Here is a 23,595-nt window from a genome sequence, read left to right as displayed (position 1 = left end):
GGGCGATAGTCCCGGGGCCTCTTCATTTCGGAAGAGAGGACCGCCATGAGCAAGCTGGGCACGCTGACCATCGGCCAGGCGCCGCGCAACGACATCACGCCGATCCTCGACGACGTGCTGGATGCGCGCCTGGCACGGCGCCATGCCGGGGTGCTGGACGGCTTGAGCCGTGCCGAGATCGAGCGCGGCTTCGCGGCCGAGGCCGGAAAGCCCGTGCTGATCACCAAGCTGCTCGACGGCAGCGCGGTTGTCATCGATCGGGCCCGGACCGAAACTGCGGCGCAAGCCAAGCTGGCCATGCTGGAAGTCGAGGGCTGCACGACGATCCTGATGCTCTGCACCGGGCATTTCGAGAGCCTGAGGACGCAGACAGCGCGATTGATCGAGCCGGACCGCATCCTGCCGCCGACCGTGGCGGCGTTGGTGCAGGGCGCCGAGCTCGGCATCATCGTGCCGCTGGCCGAGCAGATAGCGTCCGAGGCCGGGAAATGGGCGCCGCTCGGGCGCACGCCGCTCTATGCCGCAGCCTCGCCCTATGGCGGGGATGGGGTTTCCGTATCGGAGGCAGCCCGCGATCTCGCCGGGCGTGGCGCGCAGGTCCTGCTGATGGATTGCATGGGCTTCGTCGAGCGGCATCGCCGCGAGGCGGCAGTCGCCGGCTTGCCTGTCATTCTTTCCAACAGCCTGATCGCCAAGCTGGTTTCCGAGATCGCCTGACGGCGGAGCCGTCTCAAAAGAGAAGGCCGCCTTTCGGGCGGCCTTTCGCATTCGTCGTGGCGTCGATCAGCTCATTTCGGCGCGAAGACGCCGACGCTGCTCGCGGTGATGTCGAAGGAGAGCGTCGCGACCACGGCCGCGCCGCACCATTTCGAGCGGCCGCTGCCCGTCGTGATGCCGCGCGGGTCTGCCGTCAGCAGGAAGCACTCGGTCTTCGACAGCGTGGTGTCGTGGTAGCGCAGGTCGGCGGTGAGGTTCTTCCAGTTATAGGACACGCCGGCGTTCCAGTAGGTGTAGTCCGGCAGGTTTGTGGCCGGCACCGTCGACCAGATCGCGAGATTGGTGGTGCCGAGCCAGTAATGGCCGAGTTCGCCGGAGACCGAGAGGCCCTCAAGGAAGGGCAGGTTGTACTTGGCGGTCACCGAGGCGTAGGTGCCGCTCGCGCCGGTGCCGAGCCAGTCCCAGGCGTAATAGGCATTGGCGCCGAGCGTCAGGCTCTCCGCGAAGGTATAGGAGACCTTGCCGTAGACCTCGGTGTAGTCGGTGTTCTTCGGCGTCCAGAACACGCCGGTGGCGTCGATCAGCTGCTTCTCGCTCGGGTAATAGTACTGCATGACGCCGAGGTCGAAGGCGAGGTCGCCGAATTTCGGGCGGATGCCGCCGTAGAAATCGATTTCCGCATCGGGCCGCGTGGCGAGGTCGACGCTGGCGCCGTAGACGCCGACATAGAACAGGTTGTTGTAGATCTGCAGCTCGGCGCCGCCGCCGATGCCGGGCTTGCGGTCAGTCTGCGAGATGCCGCGGAAATTGTAGTCGGTCTGGGCCTTCACGTTGACGGCGATATCGAACCAGGTGATCGCCGGGACGACCGGGACCGGCGGTGCGCCCTTCTTGCTCGGCAGGTCGGAGGCCTGGGCGCCGCTGATCGCAGCCGCCAGGGTCAGGCCCAGAATCGAGGAACGGAAGAGATCAGGCATCTGCAAAAACCCCTCGCCGCGCAGTGATCGCGCTGTCACGCCATCAAGCGGGTGAGGCCGGATGTCCGGCAAGGCGAGCTTTTGGGCTGGTCGCACACCGAAAAAGCAAAGGCCCCCGAAACGAGGGCCTTCGCGCCTGCAAAAAAGGCAGTCGGGATTATCTGGTCGCCTGCGACAATTTTGTCACGGCCAAACAGGCGTCATCCGGATGCTTCAGCGCTGGACCGGTTGGCTCGCATAGGCCGCCGTCGACTGGTCGAGGCTGGAGGTCCTGAGGCCGGTGGCGCGACGCGGCGGCAGCGGAGCGCTGGTGCTGGTCGGCTGAGCCGGGACGACCGACACGACCGGAGCCGAGGCGGTGGTCATGCCCTGGTCGGCCGTGCCGCCGAAGGTCGGCATGAAGCTGAGCGCGCGCTGCAGGAACGGCTTGTCCTCGGCCGGGGCGGCGGGGGCGACCGGGGTGGAGGAAGCGCTCGCCAGAACCGGCGCCTGCTGGGCGTTGCCCGGAGTGACCTTGGCAAGCTGCGTGGCGGCAGGCGCGGCTGCCGGACGCGGTGCGACGGCAGGCTTGGCTTCCACCGGCTTGGCGGGCTCTTCGACCGGCGCAGCAGCGACCGCGGCGAGAACGGCGTCGTTGTCGGCGGAGGCGGCGCGCACGGTCGCTTTGGTCTTGCCGGCGTTATCGAGCACGACGACGCGCGGGCCGGAGGCGAGCGCATCCTCGCGGCTGATGCCGACATCCTTCGACGCCCAGGAGGCGGAGCGGTTCAGCGCGTCGGAGCCGTTGGAGGCGAGAGCGCGCTTGAAGGAGGCGTGCTGGTCGCCGTCGTCATAGATCAGCTTGATCGCGGGCGTGCCCTTGGCGACGAGCGAGGCGACCTGAACCTCGTCCTCGCGGCGCTTCTCGGCGACGGCGGCGGGAGCCTGGCCGCCGTTGAAGACATAGCGGCCGCCGGCGACGGACACGGCCGGCTCGTCCTTCACGACCTCGAAATAGTCCGAGCCCTCCTTCAGGTTCTTCCAGAAGGCGATGTTGGGGTCGAGCCGGTGCTTGGCGAGGTTCTGCGCGGTCATCCGGAAGGGATAGGCCTGCATCTGCACGGCGCGCTGGCCGGCATTCTGGGCCTCGCGCACCAGGGCGTAGATCTCGCCGATCTGGTCGTCCGTCATCGAATAGCAGCCGGCCGAGGAGCAGGCGCCATGCACCATCAGATGCGCGCCGGTGCGGCCATAGGAGCGATCATAGGCGTTGGGATAGCCCATGTTGAACGAGACGTAATAGGACGAGTTCGGGTTCATCTGCTGGGGCGCGATGGCATAGAAGCCTTCCGGCGCCATGCGATCGCCCTCGCGGACCTTCGGGCCGAGCTGGCCGGACCAGCGGCACATCGGATAGGTCTTCAGCAGCGCGTACTGACCGTCGGCCTTGCGCTTCCAGACCTCGAGCTCCGACTCCTTCTTGAAGGAGCGGATGATGATCGGCTGGTCCTTGCTCATGCCCTTTTCGGACATGAGGGCATAGGTCGCGCTCGGAATCGGGATGTTGTGGCGGGCAGAGCCGCGATAACGGTCTTCCTCGCAGGCAGCCAGCGTCAATGCAACAAAAGCCACGAGCGCGAGTTGCTTGAATGCCACGTCGTCAATCCCATCGAACGGCAGGCCGGGGCGCGACCTGTGACTTCGCAAGACGGCCAAATTGTGCCCGTCGACTCGTTGTAGATGCGTTAGCCTTGAGGGTTCCTTACCATAGGCTTCCCGAGTCTGGCCACATGGTCAACGCGGGGTAAAGAAACCTTGCCTTCGCGGGTGCGAGATACTCGCCCCCGGAGATTGCTCAGAGATTGCGGCCGATCGCGAGGAACTTGTCCGCGCGCTTGTTGACGATGTCATCGGCGCTGAGGCCGGCGAGATCGGCGAGCGCGGCGGAGATCGCATCGCCCGCGCGGTTGATCGCGGCCTGTCCGTCGCGATGGGCGCCACCGGTCGGCTCCTGCACGATCTTGTCGATGATGCCGAACTTCAAAAGGTCCTGCGCCGTGATCTTCATGCCGGTTGCGGCGTCCTGCGCGCGCGCCGTGTCACGCCAGAGGATCGAGGCCGCGCCTTCCGGCGAGATCACCGAATAGATCGCGTGTTCCATCATCATGACGCGGCTGGCGGCGGCGATGGCGATCGCCCCGCCCGAGCCGCCTTCACCGATGACGAGCGCGACGCTCGGCGTGCGCAAGCCGAGCCAGGCCTCGGTCGAGCGGGCGATGGCTTCGGCCTGGCCGCGCTCCTCCGCCTCGATGCCGGGATAGGCGCCGGCGGTGTCGACGAAGCTCAGCACCGGCAGGCCGAAGCGGTCGGCGAGCTCGGTCAGGCGCACGGCCTTGCGATAGCCCTCGGGCTTGGGCATGCCGAAATTGTGCCGGATCCGGGTCTCGGTCGAGTCGCCCTTCTCCTGGCCGATGACGCAGACGGGCTCGCCGCGGAAGCGGCCGAAGCCGCCGACGATGGCCTCGTCCTCGCCGAAGGCGCGGTCGCCGGCGAGCGGGGTGAATTCCGTGATCAGCCCGGCGCAGTAATCCTTGAAATGTGGGCGCTGCGGATGGCGCGCCACCAGCGTCTTCTGCCAGGGCGTCAGCGCGGCATAGAGCTCCTTCAGCGCCTGGCTGGCGCGGGCGTCGAGCTTGCCGATCTCCTCCGACAGGGAGATGCCGTCGCCGCGTGCCTCTAAGGCTCGCAGCTCGTCCGCCTTCGCCTCCAGCTCGGCGACCGGTTTCTCGAAATCCAGATAGCTACGCATCGTGATCCAGTTCAGATTCCGCGCCATGAGCGGGCGGAGCGGCGGTTTACAGCGAAACCGGGCTTGAAAAGCGGCGGACCTTGGCCGCGCCCCGGCGAAATTGTCAACCCGTTCCTGCTTCTGCGGGTGGGTTTGCCGCACGTGGCGTGGGTGACGGTTGCGGCAGCAGGACGGGCCTCAGCGCAAAGCTGCGCCGCGTCGCGCGCAAGGGCGCGCGCCGGTAAAATTGCTTGGTGGCGTCGATGATATGGACACCGGCGAAGGGCAGGGAGAGCCCCGCGCCGATCTGCTCCCAGGCCAGCGCCGAGCGCATCAGCAGCCGCCTTTGCAGGGGCGGAACATAGAGTGCCTCGGTCCAGTGCTCGGGCGAGAATTCGGCGCCGCGCATCAGGGCGGAGAGCTGGCGGCGGCTGAAAGGACGGCCCTGGCCGAAGGGCGTGCCGTCCATCCGGGCCCAGAGGCCGCGCCGGTTCGGCACGACCAGGATCATGCGCCCGCCGGGATTGAGCACGCGCGAGACCTCCTCCAGCAGATCGTCGGGGCTCTCCGTCTCCTCCAGCGCATGGACCAGCACGACCCGGTCGATCGAGGCGGTGGGCAAGGGCAGGAGCGTCGGCTCGACCAAGGCGGAGGCGGAAAGGCCGGGCGAGGGCCAGTTCACCACGCCCTGCGCGGCCGGCATGAAGGCGATGGTCCGCTCGGCCTGCATGCCGAGCACGGAGAGATAGGGTGTCGCATAGCCTAAGCCCAGCAGGCGCTGGCGGGCGCAATCCGGCCAGAAGCGCAGCATCGCCCGGCCGATGAAGCGCCGGGCCACATGGCCGAGCGGACTCGCATAGAAGGCGCGCAGGTCGACGACGTCGAGAGGCATGGCGCCTGAGATGGAACGCGCGCGGCCCGAACGCAAGGGCTGCCCTGCGACGATGCCGGGTTGATCGGGGGCCGGGCATGGCCCATGCAGAGGCATGACCGCTCGCCGTTCCGGTGGGCCAGCCCTGCCGGAGGAAGCCATGCCGCTCGACCTTCACGTCTTCCGCACGCTCAACGACAATGCGGGCGCCTTGCTCCACGATCCCGCCAGCGGTGCCTGCGCGGCGATCGATGTGCCCGATGCCGGCGAAACGCTCGCTGCCGCCAAGGCGAAGGGCTGGACGATCAGCGACATCTTCATCACCCATGCCCATCACGATCACACCCAAGGGGTGGCCGAGGTGAAGCAGGCGACCGGGGCGAACGTCGTCGGCCCGGCCGATGCGCGGACGAGCGCGCCGCTCGACCGGGTGGTGGGCGAGGGCGATGCCGTGGCTTTCGGCGGCGAGAGCTTCGAGATCTGGCATACGCCCGGCCATTCCGACGGGCATCTCAGCTTCGTCGGGCGCGGCGCCAAGCTCGCGCTGGTCGGTGACGTCGTCTTCGTGATGGGCTGCGGGCGGGTCCAGCCCGGCCAGATGGAGCGGATGTGGACCTCGCTCTCGCGCCTGATGGCGCTGCCCGGCGATACCCGCCTGCTCGGCGGCCATGACTACACCCTCTCCAATGCCCGCTTCGCCCGTTCGGTCGATTCCGCGAACGATGCGCTCAAGGCGCGCTTCACGGAGGCCGAAAAGGCCAAGGCCGAGGGCCGGTTCTGGGCGCTGACGACGGTCGCCGAGGAAAAGGCGACCAATCCCTTCTTCCGGGCGGCCGAGCCGGCGCTGGCGAAGGCGGTCGGGCTGGCAGGCGCTACGCCGGGCGAGGTTTTCGCGGCGCTTCGCGAAGCCAAGAACCGGTTCTGAGCATGGCGATGCAGCTCGACGGGCTGACGGCGGCGGAGGTGATCCGCCTGCTCGACCTCAAGCCCCATCCGGAGGGCGGCCATTATCGCGAGACGTTTCGCGATGGAGCCGGGCCGGAGGGCAGGGGCTTCTCGACCGCGATCTATTATCTGCTCGACACGGGCGAGACTTCAGAATGGCACCGTGTCGATGCCGCCGAGATCTGGCACCATTATGCCGGGGCGCCGCTGGTGATCACGGTCTCGCCGAACGGGCATGACGCGTCGGCCCATCACCTTGGCACCGAGCTTGCTGCCGGCCAGCGCCCGCAATTCGTGGTGCCGGCCGGCTGGTGGCAGAGTGCGACCTCGCTCGGCGCATGGACGCTGGTCGGCTGCACGGTCGCGCCGGGTTTCGAATTCAAGGGCTTCGAGATGGCGCCGCCGGGTTGGCGGCCGACACCGCGCAAGCCGTCCGGGGGATAGGATGCTGACGAAGACGGAAGACAGTGAACTCGTGCTCGGCTGCGAGCGGCGCATCATCAATGCCTGGCCGGCGCTGTCGACGCTCGTTGTCGGCGACTGGGTGCTGCGCTTCGCCAATGGCTATTCCGGCCGGGCCAATTCGGCGACGCCGTTGAGCTATGGCGCCGAGCTCGACGCCACCATGCTCGACCTGATCGAGGAGCTCTATCGCGCCGATGGGCTCGTGCCGGCTATCCGGCTGACGCCACTGGTGGCGGAGGCGACGCGTGCGGCGGTGCTGGAGCGCGGCTACCGGGTCAAGGACAAGTCCTTCGGCCAGATCGCACCGCTTGCCGGTTTCACGGCGTCCGAAGAGGCGGAACTGCAGATCGAGGCGCGGCCAAGTCAGGAATGGACAGCCGGCGTCGCCGCGCTCCAGAGCGGCAACAAGACCCATGTCGCCAATCTCGCTGCCATCATCGAGAAGGTCAGGTTGCCGGCCGGTTTCGCGACCTGGCTGGTCGAGGGCGAGGCTGTCGCCTTCGGCATGAGCGTGGCCGAGCGCGGCATGGCGGAGATCGGTCTGATCTGCGTCCACCCCGATCATCGCGGCCACGGCTATGGCCGCAAGATCGTGCGGGGGCTTATGGGCTGGGCCGCCGCGATGGGCTGCGACAACGCCTATCTGCAGGTCGAACAGAGCAACGCGGTCGCGATCAATCTCTATGGCAGCCTGGGCTTTCGGCAGCTCTACGCCTACGAGACGCGCATCCTCGACTAGGAGCCGTCATTCTCGGGCTTGACCCGAGAATCTCTTGCCGGAAAAGGCAATGGAGCCTCCGCGTCCTGAGATGCCCGGGTCACGCCCGGGCATGACGGGTGTGAATTACCGCGTCAGCAGCGCCGTCCCGTAGAGGCCGATGGCGAAGAGGGTGTGGCTGACGAAGTTGAGCAGCCGGATCTGGTTCGCGTTTGGCTTCTTCGAGGCGGCGATGCCCATGCCCATGCCGGGCTGCAGGAGGAACCAGCCGCAGCCGATCGTCGCCCAGCCGACGATGAGCGCCGGCAGGAAGGTCGGATTGCGGGCCCAGCTGGCGCCCGCGATCGCCAGCACGATCCCGGCGAAGGCGATGCCGACGAGATAATGGCAGATCCAGCCGATCGCGAGCTCGCCGGGGACGGGCTCTGACTTCGCGATATCGTCATGCCAGACGCGGCCGCGCGGCAGATGGGCGAACCAGCGGCCGGGCATCGCCCAGTTCGGCTTGGGGAAGCCGAACAAGCGCAGGAACTGAGCCCAGATATCGGTGAGCGCGGTCGCGCCGACGCCGATGATCACCGTCCGCAAGATCAGATCCGACACGTTCCATCCCCCAGGCCGCATCGATGCAGCGCGCCTCCTGTTGGAGCGGCGATCGCGGCAGCGGTCAACTGCGACAGTGCGCGAGCGGGCTGCATGCGGCGCATCGCCCCGTTCGGGGAACCGTGGCGGTAGCCGGCGGGTTGCCTCCGCTGATCCATAGGCATGCGAGGGGGAAGATCATGGCCACGGCAACCGCCGAGACGTCACGCAGTGCGGCCAAGGCTGCGACCGGGCCGCATGGCGCCGCCGAGCTGCCTTCGGTCGTGGTCACCAGCTATAATCTGGAAGTCCGCGACGATGACGGCTTCGTCGGCGACAAGGCGAGCCGCGGCGCCTTTATCGAGCATCTCGACGCGCTGCGCAGCCATCTCAAGCGCAATGGCGACGATCCGCTGACGGGAAAGACCGCCGAGATCAGCAAGAAGGAGCTCGATGCGCTGCTGCAGGGCGGCGATGCGCGAGCGGCCGCGCTTGTGCTCAGCGCCATCGAGGGTTTCGCCCAGTCGCTCGCCTTCGTTATCCGCCGCTTCACGCGGCTCAAGAGCTGGGCCGAGATCGAGCGCATCGTCGTGGGCGGCGGCTTTCGCGAGAGCCGGGTCGGCGAGCTCGCCATCGCGCGCGCCGCGATCATCCTGCGGACGGATGGGCGCGACCTCGATCTCGTACCGGTCAGCCACCATCCGGATGAGGCCGGGCTCGTCGGCAGCGCCCATCTCGCGCCGAAATGGATTTTCGAGGCCTATGACAGCCTCGTCGCCGTCGATATCGGCGGCTCGAACATCCGCGCCGGTATCGTCGAACTCCGGCAGAAGAAGGCGCCGGACCTGAGCAAGGCGCGTGTCTGGAAATCCGAGCTCTGGCGCCATGCGGATGAAGAGCCGAGCCGCGACGAGGCGATCAAGCGATTGGGCGGGATGCTGCGCGAGCAGATCGGCAACGCCGAGAAGGAGGGCTTGCGGGTCGCGCCCTTCATCGGCGTCGGCTGTCCCGGATTGATCGAGCCTGATGGGGCGATCGATCGTGGCGCGCAGAACCTGCCCGGCAACTGGGAAAGCAGCCGTTTCAACCTCGTTGACAGCATCCGCGCGCTCGTGCCGGAGATCGGCGAGCATGAGACCGAGGTCGTGATGCACAACGATGCCGTGATCCAGGGCCTGAGCGAGATGCCGGCGATTCAGGATGTCGAGAACTGGGCCGTGCTGACGATCGGCACCGGCCTCGGCAATGCGAGCTATCGCAACCGCGCCAAGGCCGGGGGCAAGCGGCGCGATTGAGCGGCGCGCGGGCGAAACTGGCGCCTCTGCCATCTTCAGGTCGTGTTTTGCAGGGATGAGGCGGCGGGGCCCGTCTCCCCGCCCTGTTCCGATCCGCGAGCCCGGGAGCCCTTCGTGCCGGTTGAATTCCGCTCTTCATCTTGCCTTGCGCGCAGGGCTGTGCCGAGGGTCGAGCCGGAGCCGAATCATCTGGACGGGCAGGGCCGCATCCCCATGGCAGCGCGCAGGACGCAAGCGTCGTTTTCGAGCCTGCGAGGCTTCCTGGCGGCTTGCCTGCTCCTCGTGGCCATGGCCTTCGCGGTGGCAGGCTCGGCCCTGGCCCAGACGGCGCCCGATCCGGGCAGCCTGCGCGCCCGGCTGGACAATGTCCGCGCCGATCTCGCCCAGATCGAGACGACGCTGGCCTCGCCCGATCCGACCGACGCCGAATTGCAGCGGCAGCGCCTGCGCCTGCAGCCCTCGCTCGACCAGCTGCGCCTGATCATCGACGAGCAGACGCCACGCGTCGACCAGGCCAAGCTCCGGGTCGACCAGCTCGGCCCCAAGCCGGAGGCCAACGCCCCGGCCGAAAGCGCCGAGATCGTCCGCGACCGGGAGGCGCGGGCCAAGGCCTTCGCCGATGCCGACGAGACGCTGAAGCTCGCCAAGGCCTCGCTGCTCCAGGCCGAGCACCTGCAAAGCAGCATCGGCGACAAGCGCCGGGACATCTTCGCCAAGCAGCTGTTCGCGGCCGGGCCTTCCGTGGCGAATCCGGAAGTCTGGAGCAATGCAGTCGCGACTGCGCCGGAGGATCTGCGCGCCTCCGGCTATATCTTCGGCGGCTGGCTGGAAGGGGTCAGGGACGCCTTCTTCGGCACGCGCGGCACGGTCGTCGCCTTCGCCCTGATGGGGGCGATCCTGCTCTATTGGGCGCGCGCGCGCTATCTGCCGCGCTTCAAGGCGCGCTTCAGCAATACGCAGGACACCGGCAACCTGCACTGCCTCTATATCGCACTCGCCCATATCGTCGCCGGTGCGGCGCCACCCGTGCTGGCGAGCTGGCTGATCTACAAGGCGCTGAACACCACCGGCCTGCTGCCACCGCGCATCCAGCCGGTGATCTGGGCGGTCGTCGTCGGTCTCGCCTTCTTCGCCTTCGTGCAGGCGCTCGCAGATGCTCTGTTCGCGCCGTCGAGCCCGCAGCGCCGCCTCGTCAAGGTGATGGATACGACGGCGCGCAGCGTCGTCTGGATCGCAAGCTCGCTCGCGGCGGTGATGTCGGTCGGCAAGGTCTTCGAGGCCTGGCTCCAGGCGATCGCTGCCGGCCTCGCCATCTCGATCATCGTGAAGGCTTTCTTCGCCATCCTGTTCGCGCTCGCCCTGATTGCCGGGCTCTACCAGATCCGCGATGACGAGGAGGTCGAGCAGGAGGCCTGTCTCGGCCCCTATGTCCCGGTGGACGGCGCGAGCCTCGGTCCGGTGCGCATCTTCGGCTGGGTCATCGGCTTCGGCATCATCACGGCCACGCTCACCGGCTATGTCATCTTCGCCGCCTTCCTGGCCGAGCAGGCGCTCTGGGTCGGCATCGTCGCCTGCCTGTTCCTGCTGGTGTTCCAGTTCATCGATCTCGGCATTCCCCGGCTCTTCGGCGGCAAGGGCCGCTTCGCGCTGACGCTGAAGGCGGGCATGGGCCTGCGCGCGGCCACGCTCGACAAGATCTCGGTCATCGGCGTCGGCGTGCTGAAGCTTCTGCTGATCGCGGTGACCGTGCTGCTCGTGCTGGCGCCCTGGGGGCTGGAATCGAGCGATTTCCTAGTTTCGCTTCGGGCCGCCTTCTTCGGCTTCCAGGTCGGCGGCGTCACGATCTCGCTCTCGACCATCGTCGTCGGCGCGATCGTCTTCGCGATGGGCATCGGCGCGACGCGGGCGATGCAGCGTTGGCTCGAGAACCAGTTCCTGCCGACGACGGCGCTCGATCCCGGCCTGCGCAACTCGATCACCACGGCGGCCGGTTATGTCGGCTATATCGCCGCGGCCGCCATCACGGTCTCGGCGGTGGGCCTGAGCCTGGAGCGCCTGACGCTGGTCGCCTCGGCGCTGTCGGTCGGTATCGGTTTCGGCCTGCAATCGGTGGTGTCGAACTTCGTCTCGGGCCTGATCCTGCTCTGGGAGCGGCCGATCCGGGTCGGCGACCAGGTACTGGTCGGCGACATCGAGGGCATCGTGAAGCGCATCAATGTGCGCTCGACGGAGATCGCGACCTTCGACCGGGCGACCGTGATCGTCCCGAACTCGAACCTGATCTCCGGCGTGGTGCGCAACCGCGTCCGCAACGACCGGACCGGGCGCGTGCTGATCGCGCTCACCGTGCCGCGGACGCTGGATGCCGGCCAGGTGCGGGCGATGCTGTCCGAAGTCGCCTCGAACCACGGCGACGTCATGCAGAAGCCGCCGCCGGCCGTGATGTTCAAGAAGCTCGGCACCACGACGATGGATTTCGAGCTGGTCTGCGTGGTCGGCGATGTCGAGATCACGGGCCGCGTCAACAGCGACCTGAATTTCGCGATCCACAAGCGCCTCGCCGAGATGGAGCCGGCCGCCGCCGTGCCCGAGCTGATGGTGCGCGGGCTGGAAGGCGTGGAGCACTCGCTCGGGAGCATCGCCGAGGCCGTCGGGCGGGGAGATGGCGCGCGCAGCCGCGTGAAGCGGGAGGCGCCGAAGCCGGCCCCGGCCAGCTCGGCCCGCCGTACGCGCAAGCCGGTTGCGGTGGAGGAGACCGAGGAAGAGGAAGCGGAGGCCAACAAGCCCGCTCCCGCCCCAGCGCCCGAGCCTGCCAAGGACGACAGCAAGGAATGATCGGATGCCCAGCCTTTTCCGCCGCGCCGCAATTTCGCGCGCGATGACCTGCCCGGCCGCGCTTGCCGGCGCCCTTGCGATCCTTGGCGTTGCCGGTTGCGCCGAGCCGCAGCGGCAGGGCCAGCCCGCCTTCTATCGCGATCTCGGCTCGGCCTCGGCGCAGGTCGACACGGAGCAGGCACGGGCGATGATCTCGGCCTATCGGCTCAATGCCGGGCTCGGGCCCCTCGTGCTCGATCCCGAGCTGGTCGAGGCGGCCAAGCGCGAAGCCACAGCCATGGCCGGCTCCGACAAGCCCGCCCAGGCCGATGCGGTCAAGGCGCGCCTCGCCCGCGAGGGGCAGCCGGGGGCGGAAGCCAATCTCTCGGCCGGCTATCGCCGTCTCGCCGAAGCCTTCTCGGGCTGGCGGGATTCGCCGCAGCACGATCGCGTCATGAAAGATGCGAAAGCAAAGCGCATGGGGATCGCCACAGCCTATGCGCCGGGCTCCAAATATCAGGTCTACTGGGCGCTGATCGTCGCGCCCTGACGGGAGCGGGCAAGATCGCGCGATCGGTTGCGCGGATCGACTTCGCCTGCCGATTCATCAACCATAGGTTGCGTATTTACGCTTTCGCAACCATATGCAACCTATTCTTGTGCCCATCCGATAATTCCCGCAACGGGATTGTCCTGGAGGGGTGCCGATGTCACGCCGTCCGCTTGCGCTCGTCGTTCTGGTTGCCGCCTTGTCTCCCGGCATGGCCAGCGCCCAGTCGGGCGGTCTGATCGATGTCTGCACCGGGCTCGGAGTCGATCTCCCGGTGCTCCAGCCGGTCACCAACGCAGCCTCCGGGCTGCTCGGTGGCCTGCTCGATCCCGTATTGAACGGTCTCATCGGCGAGGTGAACCTCAACCTGCGGGACACGCTGAGCGGCCGGAATATCGGCCTCAGTATCCGCGACCAGAATGGCAATCTCGTCACCTTGCCGGGGAGCTGCAAGCTCAAGGCGGACAGCGTCACGGTCGAGGGGCCGGGCGGCATCGCCATCGGCGGTGGCGAGGTCAGCGGGCTCGGCAGCACGGCGAGCCCCAAGGCCAGCGCGGCGGACCCGAACGCCATCGCCTTCGGCCATGGCGCCATGACCTCCGGCGCCGCGACGGGCGCGATCGCGATCGGCCTGCGCGGCGCCGTGACTGCGGCGGATGGCGTCGCGATCGGGCGTGACAGCGCGGTCTCGGCCGCGGGCGGCATCGCGTTGGGCGCGGGTTCGGTTGCGTTGCGGGGCGGGCTGGCCGGGTCGAGGGAGGCCTTCAGCGGGACGGCGGTCGCTTCGACGCAAGGCGCGCTTTCGATCGGCGCGGCCGGGAACGAGCGCCAGATCACCCATGTCGCCGGTGGCACGCAGGACACCGACGCGGTCAACCTGCGCCAGCTCCGCTCCGTCGCCAACAGCTCGGCCTCGGCGTTGGGGGGTGGGGCAGGCTTCGATGCGAACGGCAATTTCACCGGGCCGCGCTATGTCTTGCGCAGCGGCATCTATTCGAATGTCGGGGCGGCGCTCACCGCGCTCGACCAGCGCATCGACGATGTCGCGGCCTATGCGCGTGAGGGGCGGCGCGAGGCGCGGCAGGGCGTCGCGGCGGCGATGGCGATGACGGGGGCGGCGATGCCATCCCAGCCCGGCAAGACGAGCTGGAGCGGCAATACCGCGACCTACAAAGGCGAATGGGCGGCCGGTTTCGCCGTGGCGCATCGGCTCGATGTGCCCTTTCCCGTCGCGATCAATGCCGGCATCAGCCTGGCCAGCAACAGCTTCGGCGGTGCCCGTTTCGGCGTGAGCGGCGAGTTCTGAAGGCGGGGCGCTCGAGACCCTCAGTCGACGACCGGAAGGCTCCCGCCAGATCCTGTCAGCGGTGGCGCCTCCGGCCTCTTAACCGAAGCCGTCCGTGCCGTTAGCTTGCGCTCATGCCTCCGCGTCCACGCAAGCCGATCTCCGTCACCGCCGAACAGGCCCGCCGCATCTGGCTCCAGGCCCAGCGCCTGGACCGGCGCGACCCCTTCGGAGCGGGGCCGGAAGCGGCGCGTGCCGCGATCGAGCATCTCGGCTATGTCCAGATCGACACGATCAACGTGATCGAGCGCTGCCACCATCATATCCTCTATGCCCGCATCCCCGCCTATCGCCGGGCCGACCTCGCCCATCTGCAATCGGCCGGGAAGAGCGTCTTCGAATACTGGACGCATGCGCTGGCCTACGTGCCGTCTCGCGACATCCGCTATTTCCTGCCGGCGATGAAGGCGCATCGCGAGGAGCCGAAGCGCTGGTCGGCGGTCGGGGCCCGCGAGGAGACGCGCAAGCTTCTGCGCCGCATCCGCAAGGACGGGGCGCTGTCGATCCGCGATATCGAGGAGGAACTGATCGAGAAGGCCCATCTCTGGGCCAGCAAGAAGCCGTCCAAGGGCCTGCTGGAACGGGCCTTCTACGACGGCGAGCTCGCGATCTCGGCGCGCGCGGGCATGGTCAAGACCTATGAGTTGTTCGACCGGCATTTCCAGTGGGAGAAGAAGCCGACGCCAGCGAGCGAGCGGCAGATCACGGCCTATCTGCTCGACAGGGCGCTGACGGCACAGGGGCTGGTCAGCCTCGATTCGATCTGTCATCTCGACGCGCCCTCGAAGAAGGCGGTAGCCGAGCTGATCGCGGCCCGCGTCAAGCGCAAGGAGCTTGTCTCCGTTGCGGTAGAGGGCGCCGGCAAGACGCAGCACTGGGCTCGCCCGGCCGTGCTGGAACCTCTCCCCGCGCCGGAGGAGACGCTGATCCACCTCCTCTCACCCTTCGATCCGCTGATGATCCAGCGCAAGCGGGCGAAGCTCCTCCTCGACTACGCCCATGTCTTCGAGGCCTATCTGCCGAAGGAGAAGCGGGTCTACGGCTATTTCGGCCTGCCGGTGCTGGCGGGCGAGCGCGTCGTGGCGGTGCTCGACCTCAAGACTGACCGGGCGGCCGGCAAGCTCCTGATGCAGCAATGGACCTGGCTGGAGGGCTGTGAGACGCCGGCGCTGAAGGTGGCGATCGAGGAGGAGCTGCAGCGCTTCGAGCGTTTCCAGCTCGCGCTCGACGAGGTGGTGGAGCCATTGCCCGAGATCACAAAAATGCCGGCTTGATCGTCGCTGTTGCCCGCTCGGGGAGCAGGGCGGAAGGCCGAATGACCAAGATTGCGCGATCGGCGCCCTGTGCCCGCGGCAGGATTGCAGCCTAAGCTATGGCAATGGCGGTCTCGGCACGGTTCTCGATGCCTGCTCCGGGCCTGCCGATCGCCGCGATCCTGCATGCTGTGCTGCTCGCCTGGCTGGCCTCGGTCGCGATCCAGACTTTCGAGACGGCTCCCATCACCGAGCAGAGCGTCGAGGTCGAATTGCAGACGCCCGAGGAATTCGAGGCGTTGACCCGGCCGAAGCCGCCGCCGGCCATCGCTCCCACCCCCGCAGCCCCAGCCTTGCCTGAGGCTCCTCCAAAGCCGGACGAGCCAGCGCCCTCGCCACAGCCTCCGGTGCCGCGTCCTCAACCGGCCCCTGTCGAGGCGGACGGCATGATCCATCCGCCGCGCATGCTGTCGCAACGCGTGCTCGCCGATCCGCGCAGCCGGGAGACCGTGGCCATGCTGCCGAGGCTCGCGCCGGAAGAACGTGTCGAACAAATCTGCGGCCTGGAGGCGATGGGCCAGATCCATGACTGGCAGCGCGATTTCGAGCCGGATCGCGTCACGGCCTATGCGCTGGCCGGCACGAAGCTATCAGGGCGGGTCCTGACGGCGGAGGGCGCCGCCTTCCGCAGCCGCCGGCGCTGGTATGGCCTGCGCTTCGCCTGCACCGTCTCGCCCGATCTGAAACGCGTCACGGCCTTCGCCTTCCATGTCGGCGAGCCGATCCCGAGGGAGCGCTGGGAGGCTCTCGGCCTCCCAGCGGTGCATTGAACTCAGGCGCCGAGCAGGTCGATCAAGGGCGGGATCAGCGGTTCGTCGGCGGGCGGCATGGCGAGATCGCGTAGCTTGCCGGGGCGGACCCATTTCAGCGCCTGGCCCTCACGCGACATGGCCGTGCCCTGCCAGCGCCGGCAGATATAGAGCGGCATCAGCAGGTGGAATTCGGGATAGGCATAGCTGGCGAAAGTCAGCGGCGCGAGGCAGTCCTCCTTCACGGTGATGCCGAGTTCCTCCGAGAGCTCGCGGATCAGCGCGGGCTCCGGCCGCTCGCCGGGCTCCAGCTTGCCGCCCGGGAATTCCCACAGGCCCGCCAGCGCCTTGCCTTCCGGGCGCTGGGTGACGAGGACGCGGTTGTCGGCATCGATCAGGGCGCAGGCGACGACGAGAAGCAGTTTCACGGGGAACTCAGTTGCCGGAGAGGATGACCTGGACGGGCTCGGTTTCCTTGCCCGTCAGCGTGACGCTGTCATAGACCGAGCCGCCCTCGCGGGTGAAGGCGGTTTCCTCGCCCCAGATCACCTGCGTGGTCAGGAAATAGCTGCCGGGCGCGACCTTGTCGAAGGCGAAGCGGCCGTTGGCCTCGGCCTTGGTCGTGCGGGTGTATTCGGAATAGGCGGGATCGACGCTGTCGTCGCGCGGATAGGCGCTGTGGGGCACGTATTTGGCCTTGCCGTAGAAGTTGGCGAAGCGCTCGCGCGCGAACGCCGTATCGGGGATAAGGCGTACGACCTGCCCGGCGGCGTTGACGACCACGCCGCTCGGCTTGGTGCGGAAGGCATGGCCGGTGATGACGCCCGTGCCGGTCTTCTTGATGAAGGCGGCTTCCTCCGTGGAGAAGGCGACGGTCGCGGGTTTGCGCTCGACGCAGCCCGTCATGATGACGGCGGCCAATATGGCTGCCGCGACAACCCCGATCCTCATGCAGCCCCCACCCGACGCGGCGCCATCGTCACCAGGAAGACGCCGATCAGGATGATGCAACCGGCGGCGATCTGCCGCAACTCCAGCGTTTCGCCGAGGACGAGCACGCCCATGGTCGCGGCGACGGTCGGCACGAGATAGCCGGTCATCGCCGCGCGCGTCGGGCCGGCGGCCCGGATCAGGCGCATGAACACCGTCATCGGGATGGCCGTGCAGAGGATGCCAAGCGCGAGCAGGGGGAGCCAGTGGTCGCGTAGGGGCAGGAAGGCAGCCGGCCCGGCGAAAACCAGTGCCAGAAGCGAGGCGCTGAGCCCGGAGACGACCTGTTGGCCGAGCGCGAGGCGCATCGGGTCGCCAGCCGGGGCGGGGACCGCGCGGACATAGATGTTGCCGGTTGCATAACTCAGCATGGTCGCGACCATGGCCAGCACGCTGAGCGCCGTGCCGCCACCCTCAAACAGGCGCGGGCCGATCAGCAAGGCGACGCCGGCGAGACCGATCAGGATGCCGATGAGGCGGCGCCCGCTCAGACGCTCTTCGGCGAAGATCAGGTGCGCGACGATGGCGGTGATCAGCGGCCCCGCCGCTTGGATCATCGCGGCCGGGCCGCTGGCGAGCTGGATCAGGGCGTAGGCGATCAGGATATTGGGAATCCAGCCATTGGTCGCGCCCAGGATCAGCCAGTGGCGGATCTCGTGGCGGCGCGGCAATGGGCTCTGGCCGAGCCAAAGCAGCCAGAGCGAAAGCGAGACCGCGCCGAGCAGACCGCGCCCCGCCGCGATGGCGAAGGGCGAGACCTGTCCGGCCATCAGCTTGATGAACAGGAAGCTGGAGCCCCAGAAGAAGGCCGTGACGAGCAGATGGGTGGCGATGAAGCCGCGGCTCGGCTCGGGCGCGGCCGGAGCCTCAGGAGCGATAGTCGCCATTGATCTCGACATAGGCCTTGGTCAGGTCGCAGGTCCAGACCGTGGCCTTGCCGCGTCCCAGCCCGAGATCGGCGGTGATGACGATCGAGTCGCCCTTCATGTAGTCCGACACGGCCTGCTCGTCATAGGACGGTGCGCGCGCGCCCTGCTTGGCCACGACGATGTCGCCGAAGCCGATATCGAGCCTGTCGCGATCGGCCGGCTCGCCGGCCTTGCCGACGGCCATGACGACGCGGCCCCAATTGGCGTCCTCGCCGGCGATGGCGGTCTTGACCAATGGCGAATTGGCGATGGAGAGCGCGACGCGCTTGGCCGAGCGGGCGGACGTCGCGCCGCTGACGCGCACTTCGACGAATTTGCGGGCGCCTTCGCCGTCCTTGCAGACGAGATGGGAGAGCTCGAGCAGGATCGAGTTCAGCGCGCGCTTGAAGCCCGAAAGCCTGTTGTCGTTGATCTCGGTGATGGCCGGCACGCCGCGCTCGGCTGCCTTGCCGGTGGCGAACAGCATCAGCGTGTCCGAGGTCGAGGTGTCGCTGTCGACGGTGACCGCGTTGAACGAGCCCTTCACGCCCTTGGAGAGCAGGGCCTGGAGCACGGGGGCCGCGATCGGGGCGTCGGTGAAGACGAAGGAGAGCATCGTCGCCATGTCCGGCGCGATCATGCCGGCGCCCTTGGCGATGCCGGCGATGACGACCTCCTTGCCGTCGATCTTGGCCTTGCGGGTCAGGGCCTTCGGGAAGGTGTCGGTGGTCATGATCGCGCGAGCGGCGTCGATCCAGGGACCGTCGGCGGCGCGCTTGGCGCATTCGTCGAGCACGCCCTTGAACTTGGTCGCGTCGAGCGGCTCGCCGATCACGCCGGTCGAGGCGATGAAGACCTCATGGGGCTTGCAAGCCGCCGCCTTGGCGGCGATCTCGGCGGTGAGCTTGACCGCGTCACGACCTTTGAGGCCGGTGAAGGCGTTGGCATTGCCGGAATTGACGACGACGGCGCGGGCCGAACCCTGCTTCAGGTTCTCGCGGCACCAGTCGACCGGGGCGGAGGGGCATTTCGAGCGGGTGAAGACGCCGGCGACCTGCGTGCCCTCGTCGAGCAGCGCGAACCAGACGTCCTGGCGGCCCTTGTAGCGGATGCCGGCCTCGGCGGTGGCAAAGCGCACGCCCGGGATCGGCGGAACCTTGGGCTGGCGCTTCGGCGCGAGCGGGGAAACGGGGACATCCTTGCCGGCCATCGGGCTTCCTCCTGCGGAGCGCTGCTGAAGGACCGGCGAATCGTCCGTTCGCCGGGCAGCGCGTCTCGTTCGAGAGCCCCTCTGCCGCAGGCCGATGACGAAAACAAGAAGGGCGGCCGCAAGGGCCGCCCTATAAAATGAAGTTCTCCGTCATGCTCGGGCTCGACCCGAGCATCTCCGGGTAGAGATTCTCGGGTCTGCGCTGCGCTTAGCCCGAGAATGACGGCCCTAAATCAGTTCTTCTTCGGCTCGGCCGGCTTGGCGGCGTCCGCAGCCGGCTTGTCGAGGCGCTCGACCTTGGCCTTCTCGCGCATGGCCAGGACGAGGTCCTGCTGGGCCTTGCGCTCGAGATACTGGTCGATCTGCGGCTTCACCGCGGCGAAGTCCGGCAGCGGCTTCGAGCGCTTGTCCTCGAGCTTGATGATATGCCAGCCGAACTGGCTCTTCACCGGCTCGGAAACCTCGCCCTTCTTCAGCTTGAAGGCGGCTTCGGCGAATTCCGGCACCATGCGGTCCTTGGTGAACCAGCCGAGATCGCCACCTTCCTTGCCCGAGCCCGGGTCCTTGGAGAGTTCGGCCGCGACCTTGGCGAAGTCCTCGCCCTTCTTCAGCCGCTCGACCGCAGCCTTGGCCTGCGCCTCGTCCTCGACGAGGATGTGGCGGGCATGGGCCTCTTCCTCGGGGGTCATCGCCTTGGTCGTGTCGTCGAAGAGCTTCTTGGCGGCCTCAGCGGTGACGGCCTTCTTGCCCTCGCGGGTCAGGTATTCGTCGAGCAGCACCTTCTCGCGGTAATAGGCGAGGCGGGCGGCGAAATCGGGAGTATCGCCGATCTTGGCCTCGGCCGCGGCCTTGGCGCCGAGCTTGAGGTCGACGAGATAGTTGATGACTTCGTCGCGCTTGCGCTCCTCGGGGAGCTGGGCAAGGCGCTCGCCGAGGTCCTCGCTCGCGAGCTGGATGTCCTTCTCGGTGATGGCGATGCCGTCGACCTTGGCGACGACCTTATCGGCCTGGGCGAAGGCCGGGCCCGCGAGCAGCGCGAAGCCGAGGACGGCAATGAAACGGGCTGAGTTCATGAATGACGGCCTTTCGCGGAAACCGAGGCGATTTGACGGCTGCACTGCCCGATGAACGCGGCAAAGGCAAGGCGGTTCAGGCGATTGCGGCCGGCGATCACGCCGCTTTGCACCGGCCCGGATGCCGCAGCGTCCGACGATCTTGGCCGGGGCTCTTGGAAGCGGGGCGGAAAAACCCCACATCCGGAGCCGAATTCACTTGCCGTTTCGCTGCCTATTGGTCGAAACGCACGCTGGACCCTGCCCGCGCTCGCGTCTAAACACGCGGTCGCATTTCGAGAATACCGAACCTCCGGTTCGCGCGCGACTTTGACGATACGCGCCGGCCGAGGGCTCAACGCATCACCTGAAAGGCCCAACATGCTTGGCGCGCTCGCAAAGAAACTCTTCGGCTCGTCGAATGACCGCCGCGTCAAGGGCTATCAGCCCCGCGTCGCCGCGATCAACGCGCTGGAGAAAGAGATCGCCGCGTTGAGCGACGAGGCCCTGAAGGCGCGCACCGAGGAATTCAAGAAGCAGATCACGGAGGGCAAGAAGCTCGACGACCTGCTCGTGCCGGCCTTCGCCACGGTGCGCGAGGCGGCCAAGCGCGTGCTCGGCCAGCGGCCCTACGATGTCCAGCTCGTCGGCGGCATGGTGCTGCACGAGGGCGCCATCGCCGAAATGAAGACCGGTGAAGGCAAGACGCTGGTCGCGACCCTGCCGACTTATCTGAATGCCCTCGAAGGCAAGGGCGTCCATGTCGTCACCGTCAACGACTATCTCGCCCGGCGCGACGCCGAGTGGATGGCGAAGCTCTACAACTTCCTCGGCCTGACCGTCGGCATCATCGTGCACGGCCTCGACGACGAGGAGCGCCAGCGCGCCTATGCCTGCGACATCACCTACGGCACGAACAACGAGTTCGGCTTCGACTATCTCCGCGACAACATGAAATACGACGTCGCGCAGATGAGCCAGCGCGGCCACCATTTCGCGATCGTCGACGAGGTCGACTCGATCCTGGTCGACGAAGCCCGCACGCCGCTGATCATCTCCGGCCCACTCGACGACAAGTCGGAGCTCTATGTCTCGATCGACAAGGTGCTGCCAGGTCTCGTCCCCGCCGATTACGAGGTCGACGAGAAGCAGCGCACGGTGGCGCTGACCGAGGCCGGCAACGACCATATCGAGGAATTGCTGCGCGAGGCCGGACTCCTGAAGGAGGGCGACCTCTATGACGCCCACAACGTCACGCTGGTCCACCACGTCAACCAGGCGCTGCGCGCGCATTCGCTGTTCACCCGCGACAAGGACTATATCGTCCGCGGCGACGAGGTCGTGATCATTGACGAGTTCACCGGCCGCATGATGCCGGGCCGGCGTTATTCGGAAGGCCTGCACCAGGCGCTGGAAGCGAAGGAGCACGTCACCGTCCAGCCCGAGAACGCGACGCTGGCCTCGATCACCTTCCAGAACTATTTCCGCCTCTACAAGAAGCTCGCCGGCATGACCGGCACGGCGGCGACCGAGGCGGACGAGTTCTTCCAGATCTACAAGCTCGAGGTCGTCGAGATCCCGACCAATGTTCCGATCGCCCGCAGGGACGAGGATGACGAGGTCTACCGCACCTTCGAGGAGAAGGTGCGCGGCGTCATCCGCGAGATTCAGGCGGCGCAGGCCAACGGCCAGCCGCTGCTGGTCGGCACCACCTCGATCGAGCGTTCCGAGCTGATCGCCGAAATGCTGGAGAAGGAGGGTTACAAGCTCCTCGACTTCACCGATCCCAAGGCGCTGGAGCCGATCTACCAGGCGGCGCGCGAGGGCAGGACGATCAAGGCCTTCGCCGTGCTGAACGCCCGCTTCCACGAGCAGGAAGCCTATATCGTCGCGCAGGCCGGCGTGCCCGGCGCGATCACCATCGCCACCAACATGGCCGGCCGCGGCACCGACATCCAGCTTGGCGGCAATGCCGACATGCGGATCTCCCACGACCTCGCCGGCATGGAAGAGGGCCCGGAGCGCGACGCGAAGGCGGCAGCCATCCGCGCCGAGGTCGCCGATTTCAAGCAGCGCGTGCTTAAGTCCGGCGGCCTCTACATCGTCGGCACCGAGCGCCACGAGAGCCGGCGCATCGACAACCAGCTGCGCGGCCGCGCCGGCCGCCAGGGCGATCCCGGCCGCTCGAAGTTCTTCCTGTCGCTGCAGGACGACCTGATGCGCATCTTCGGTTCCGACCGGATGGACGGCATGCTGACCAAGCTCGGCCTCAAGGAGGACGAGGCCATCGTCCATCCCTGGATCAACAAGGCGGTCGAGAAGGCGCAGGGCAAGGTCGAGGCGCGCAATTTCGACATCCGCAAGAACATCCTGAAATACGACGACGTCATGAACGATCAGCGCAAGGTCGTGTTCGAGCAGCGCCGCGATTTCATGAAGCAGGCGAGCGTGCGCGAGACCATCGACGACATGCGCCATGGCGTGGTCGAGGATGTCGTCGCCCGTCACATCCCCGAGGAGGCCTATCCCGAGCAGTGGGACAGCGCCGGCCTCAAGCAGGAGGTGATCCAGCATCTCAATCTCGATCTGCCGATCGAGGACTGGGCCAAGGAAGAAGGCATCGCCGACAGCGAGATCCGCGAGCGCATCCGCAAGCTCGCCGACGAGGACTATGCCGGCCGGATCGAGCGCAATACCGACGAGGTCATGACCTATGTCGAGAAGCAGGTGCTGCTGCAGTCGCTCGACCATCTCTGGCGCGAGCATCTGGTCACGCTCGACCATCTCCGTCAGGTGATCGGCTGGCGTGGGCTTGCCCAGCGCGACCCTCTGCAGGAGTACAAGCAGGAGGCCTTCGAGCTGTTCGACGGACTGATCGGCCATCTGCGCCAGCAGGTCACCGGCCATCTCTCGCGTATCGAGGTGCGCTTCGACCAGCCCGAGGACCAGGCGCCGACGCAGGCGCAGGACGGCGCGGGCTCGGGCTTCGGCGATTATGGCGCGACCGGCGTGCAGTACGCCGCGACCGATGCCGATACCGCCGTGCTGGACCGGAATCCCGAGGATCCGGAGAGCTGGGGCAAGGTCGGCCGCAACGAGCCTTGTCCCTGCGGCTCCGGCAAGAAGTTCAAGCACTGCCACGGCCAGTTCGCCTGAGGCACTGCCGTCCTGAATGCGTTCGATGCCCGGCCCTGTGCCGGGCATCGTCGTTTTGGGACGAACCACTTTTGTCATTCCGGGGCGCGCCGGAGGCGTGAACCCGGAACCCACGACCGGGTGAGAGGCTTGCAGCGCGGCATTGAATGTCGCCCCCGGTCGTGGGTTCCG

General features: G+C 67.4%; 21 protein-coding genes. 11 read left to right on the top strand and 10 right to left on the bottom strand.

Annotation, left to right across the window (positions count from 1 at the left end; translation table 11 throughout):
- The first annotated feature begins 45 nt into the window (after positions 1 to 45).
- Complete coding sequence (locus AC3WMA_RS14235; RefSeq protein WP_492285992.1) at positions 46 to 717, top strand: AroM family protein; 672 nt, start codon at positions 46 to 48, stop codon at positions 715 to 717.
- 71 nt (positions 718 to 788) lie between these two features.
- Here AC3WMA_RS14235 and AC3WMA_RS14230 read toward each other — a convergent pair whose 3' ends face one another.
- The 4 genes from AC3WMA_RS14230 to AC3WMA_RS14215 all read right to left on the bottom strand — a co-directional run bounded on the left by AC3WMA_RS14230 (position 789) and on the right by AC3WMA_RS14215 (position 5,353).
- The gene (locus tag AC3WMA_RS14230) at positions 789 to 1,694 is read right to left on the bottom strand and encodes a TorF family putative porin (RefSeq protein ID WP_492285991.1); all 906 of its coding nucleotides are present in this window, start codon (positions 1,692 to 1,694) and stop codon (positions 789 to 791) included.
- A gap of 213 nt (positions 1,695 to 1,907) precedes the next feature.
- Positions 1,908 to 3,329 carry a L,D-transpeptidase family protein gene (locus tag AC3WMA_RS14225; protein ID WP_492285990.1) on the bottom strand — a complete coding sequence of 474 codons (1,422 nt, stop codon included), beginning with the start codon at positions 3,327 to 3,329 and terminating at the stop codon, positions 1,908 to 1,910.
- Positions 3,330 to 3,528: 199 nt separating this feature from the next.
- On the bottom strand, positions 3,529 to 4,482 hold the full coding sequence (locus AC3WMA_RS14220; RefSeq protein ID WP_492285989.1) for an acetyl-CoA carboxylase carboxyltransferase subunit alpha: 954 nt from the start codon (positions 4,480 to 4,482) through the stop codon (positions 3,529 to 3,531).
- Between the two features lie 103 nt (positions 4,483 to 4,585).
- Positions 4,586 to 5,353: a class I SAM-dependent methyltransferase gene (locus tag AC3WMA_RS14215; RefSeq protein ID WP_336810257.1), complete on the bottom strand. Its 768-nt coding sequence runs from the start codon at positions 5,351 to 5,353 to the stop codon at positions 4,586 to 4,588.
- Positions 5,354 to 5,492: 139 nt separating this feature from the next.
- On the opposite strand from AC3WMA_RS14215, the gene gloB reads away from it, so the two are divergent.
- From gloB to AC3WMA_RS14200, 3 genes are read left to right on the top strand one after another with little or no spacing between them, the layout of a single operon-like run.
- Positions 5,493 to 6,257 carry a hydroxyacylglutathione hydrolase gene (gloB, locus tag AC3WMA_RS14210; protein WP_492286110.1) on the top strand — a complete coding sequence of 255 codons (765 nt, stop codon included), beginning with the start codon at positions 5,493 to 5,495 and terminating at the stop codon, positions 6,255 to 6,257.
- Between the two features lie 8 nt (positions 6,258 to 6,265).
- Complete coding sequence (locus AC3WMA_RS14205; RefSeq protein ID WP_492286109.1) at positions 6,266 to 6,721, top strand: cupin domain-containing protein; 456 nt, start codon at positions 6,266 to 6,268, stop codon at positions 6,719 to 6,721.
- A gap of 1 nt (position 6,722) precedes the next feature.
- Positions 6,723 to 7,481 carry a GNAT family N-acetyltransferase gene (locus AC3WMA_RS14200; protein ID WP_492285988.1) on the top strand — a complete coding sequence of 253 codons (759 nt, stop codon included), beginning with the start codon at positions 6,723 to 6,725 and terminating at the stop codon, positions 7,479 to 7,481.
- A gap of 105 nt (positions 7,482 to 7,586) precedes the next feature.
- On the opposite strand, the gene AC3WMA_RS14195 is transcribed toward AC3WMA_RS14200, so the two are convergent.
- Positions 7,587 to 8,084: a DUF2938 domain-containing protein gene (locus AC3WMA_RS14195; protein WP_492285987.1), complete on the bottom strand. Its 498-nt coding sequence runs from the start codon at positions 8,082 to 8,084 to the stop codon at positions 7,587 to 7,589.
- A 158-nt stretch (positions 8,085 to 8,242) separates the two neighbouring features.
- Here AC3WMA_RS14195 and AC3WMA_RS14190 point away from each other — a divergent pair, with 158 nt between their 5' ends.
- The 6 genes from AC3WMA_RS14190 (at position 8,243) to AC3WMA_RS14165 (ending at position 16,129) form a co-directional block, all read left to right on the top strand.
- Positions 8,243 to 9,337, top strand: a complete 1,095-nt coding sequence (locus AC3WMA_RS14190; RefSeq protein ID WP_492285986.1) for an ROK family protein — start codon at positions 8,243 to 8,245, stop codon at positions 9,335 to 9,337.
- 213 nt (positions 9,338 to 9,550) lie between these two features.
- On the top strand, positions 9,551 to 12,172 hold the full coding sequence (locus tag AC3WMA_RS14185) for a DUF3772 domain-containing protein (RefSeq protein WP_492285985.1): 2,622 nt from the start codon (positions 9,551 to 9,553) through the stop codon (positions 12,170 to 12,172).
- Between the two features lie 4 nt (positions 12,173 to 12,176).
- The gene (locus tag AC3WMA_RS14180) at positions 12,177 to 12,701 is read left to right on the top strand and encodes a CAP domain-containing protein (protein ID WP_492285984.1); all 525 of its coding nucleotides are present in this window, start codon (positions 12,177 to 12,179) and stop codon (positions 12,699 to 12,701) included.
- A gap of 157 nt (positions 12,702 to 12,858) precedes the next feature.
- The gene (locus tag AC3WMA_RS14175; RefSeq protein WP_492285983.1) at positions 12,859 to 14,007 is read left to right on the top strand and encodes a hypothetical protein; all 1,149 of its coding nucleotides are present in this window, start codon (positions 12,859 to 12,861) and stop codon (positions 14,005 to 14,007) included.
- A gap of 113 nt (positions 14,008 to 14,120) precedes the next feature.
- On the top strand, positions 14,121 to 15,320 hold the full coding sequence (locus AC3WMA_RS14170; RefSeq protein ID WP_492285982.1) for a winged helix-turn-helix domain-containing protein: 1,200 nt from the start codon (positions 14,121 to 14,123) through the stop codon (positions 15,318 to 15,320).
- Positions 15,321 to 15,418: 98 nt separating this feature from the next.
- Entirely contained in the window at positions 15,419 to 16,129 is a 711-nt protein-coding gene (locus AC3WMA_RS14165; RefSeq protein WP_492285981.1) for a DUF930 domain-containing protein, read from the top strand.
- A gap of 2 nt (positions 16,130 to 16,131) precedes the next feature.
- Here the strand turns inward: AC3WMA_RS14165 and mutT are convergent, their stop codons facing one another.
- The 5 genes from mutT to AC3WMA_RS14140 form a co-directional block, all read right to left on the bottom strand.
- On the bottom strand, positions 16,132 to 16,536 hold the full coding sequence (gene mutT, locus AC3WMA_RS14160; protein WP_377842824.1) for an 8-oxo-dGTP diphosphatase MutT: 405 nt from the start codon (positions 16,534 to 16,536) through the stop codon (positions 16,132 to 16,134).
- A gap of 7 nt (positions 16,537 to 16,543) precedes the next feature.
- Positions 16,544 to 17,059, bottom strand: coding sequence for a carboxypeptidase regulatory-like domain-containing protein (locus AC3WMA_RS14155; protein ID WP_492285980.1), 516 nt, complete (start codon positions 17,057 to 17,059; stop codon positions 16,544 to 16,546).
- Positions 17,056 to 17,985: a DMT family transporter gene (locus tag AC3WMA_RS14150; RefSeq protein WP_492285979.1), complete on the bottom strand. Its 930-nt coding sequence runs from the start codon at positions 17,983 to 17,985 to the stop codon at positions 17,056 to 17,058. Before AC3WMA_RS14150 ends, AC3WMA_RS14155 begins: the two co-directional genes overlap by 4 nt.
- Positions 17,966 to 19,216 (bottom strand): bifunctional glutamate N-acetyltransferase/amino-acid acetyltransferase ArgJ, encoded by a 1,251-nt coding sequence (argJ, locus tag AC3WMA_RS14145; RefSeq protein WP_492285978.1) that lies wholly within the window; start codon positions 19,214 to 19,216, stop codon positions 17,966 to 17,968. The genes AC3WMA_RS14150 and argJ overlap by 20 nt, the downstream gene beginning before the upstream one ends.
- A gap of 233 nt (positions 19,217 to 19,449) precedes the next feature.
- Complete coding sequence (locus tag AC3WMA_RS14140) at positions 19,450 to 20,289, bottom strand: peptidylprolyl isomerase (RefSeq protein WP_492285977.1); 840 nt, start codon at positions 20,287 to 20,289, stop codon at positions 19,450 to 19,452.
- Positions 20,290 to 20,649: 360 nt separating this feature from the next.
- Between AC3WMA_RS14140 and secA the strand changes: the two genes are divergently transcribed.
- Positions 20,650 to 23,424: a preprotein translocase subunit SecA gene (gene secA, locus AC3WMA_RS14135; RefSeq protein ID WP_492285976.1), complete on the top strand. Its 2,775-nt coding sequence runs from the start codon at positions 20,650 to 20,652 to the stop codon at positions 23,422 to 23,424.
- The last annotated feature ends 171 nt before the right edge of the window (positions 23,425 to 23,595 follow it).

The sequence above is a fragment of the Allobosea sp. FW305-C-101 genome (assembly GCF_058783685.1).
This window is presented reverse-complemented; position numbering and strand designations above follow the sequence as displayed.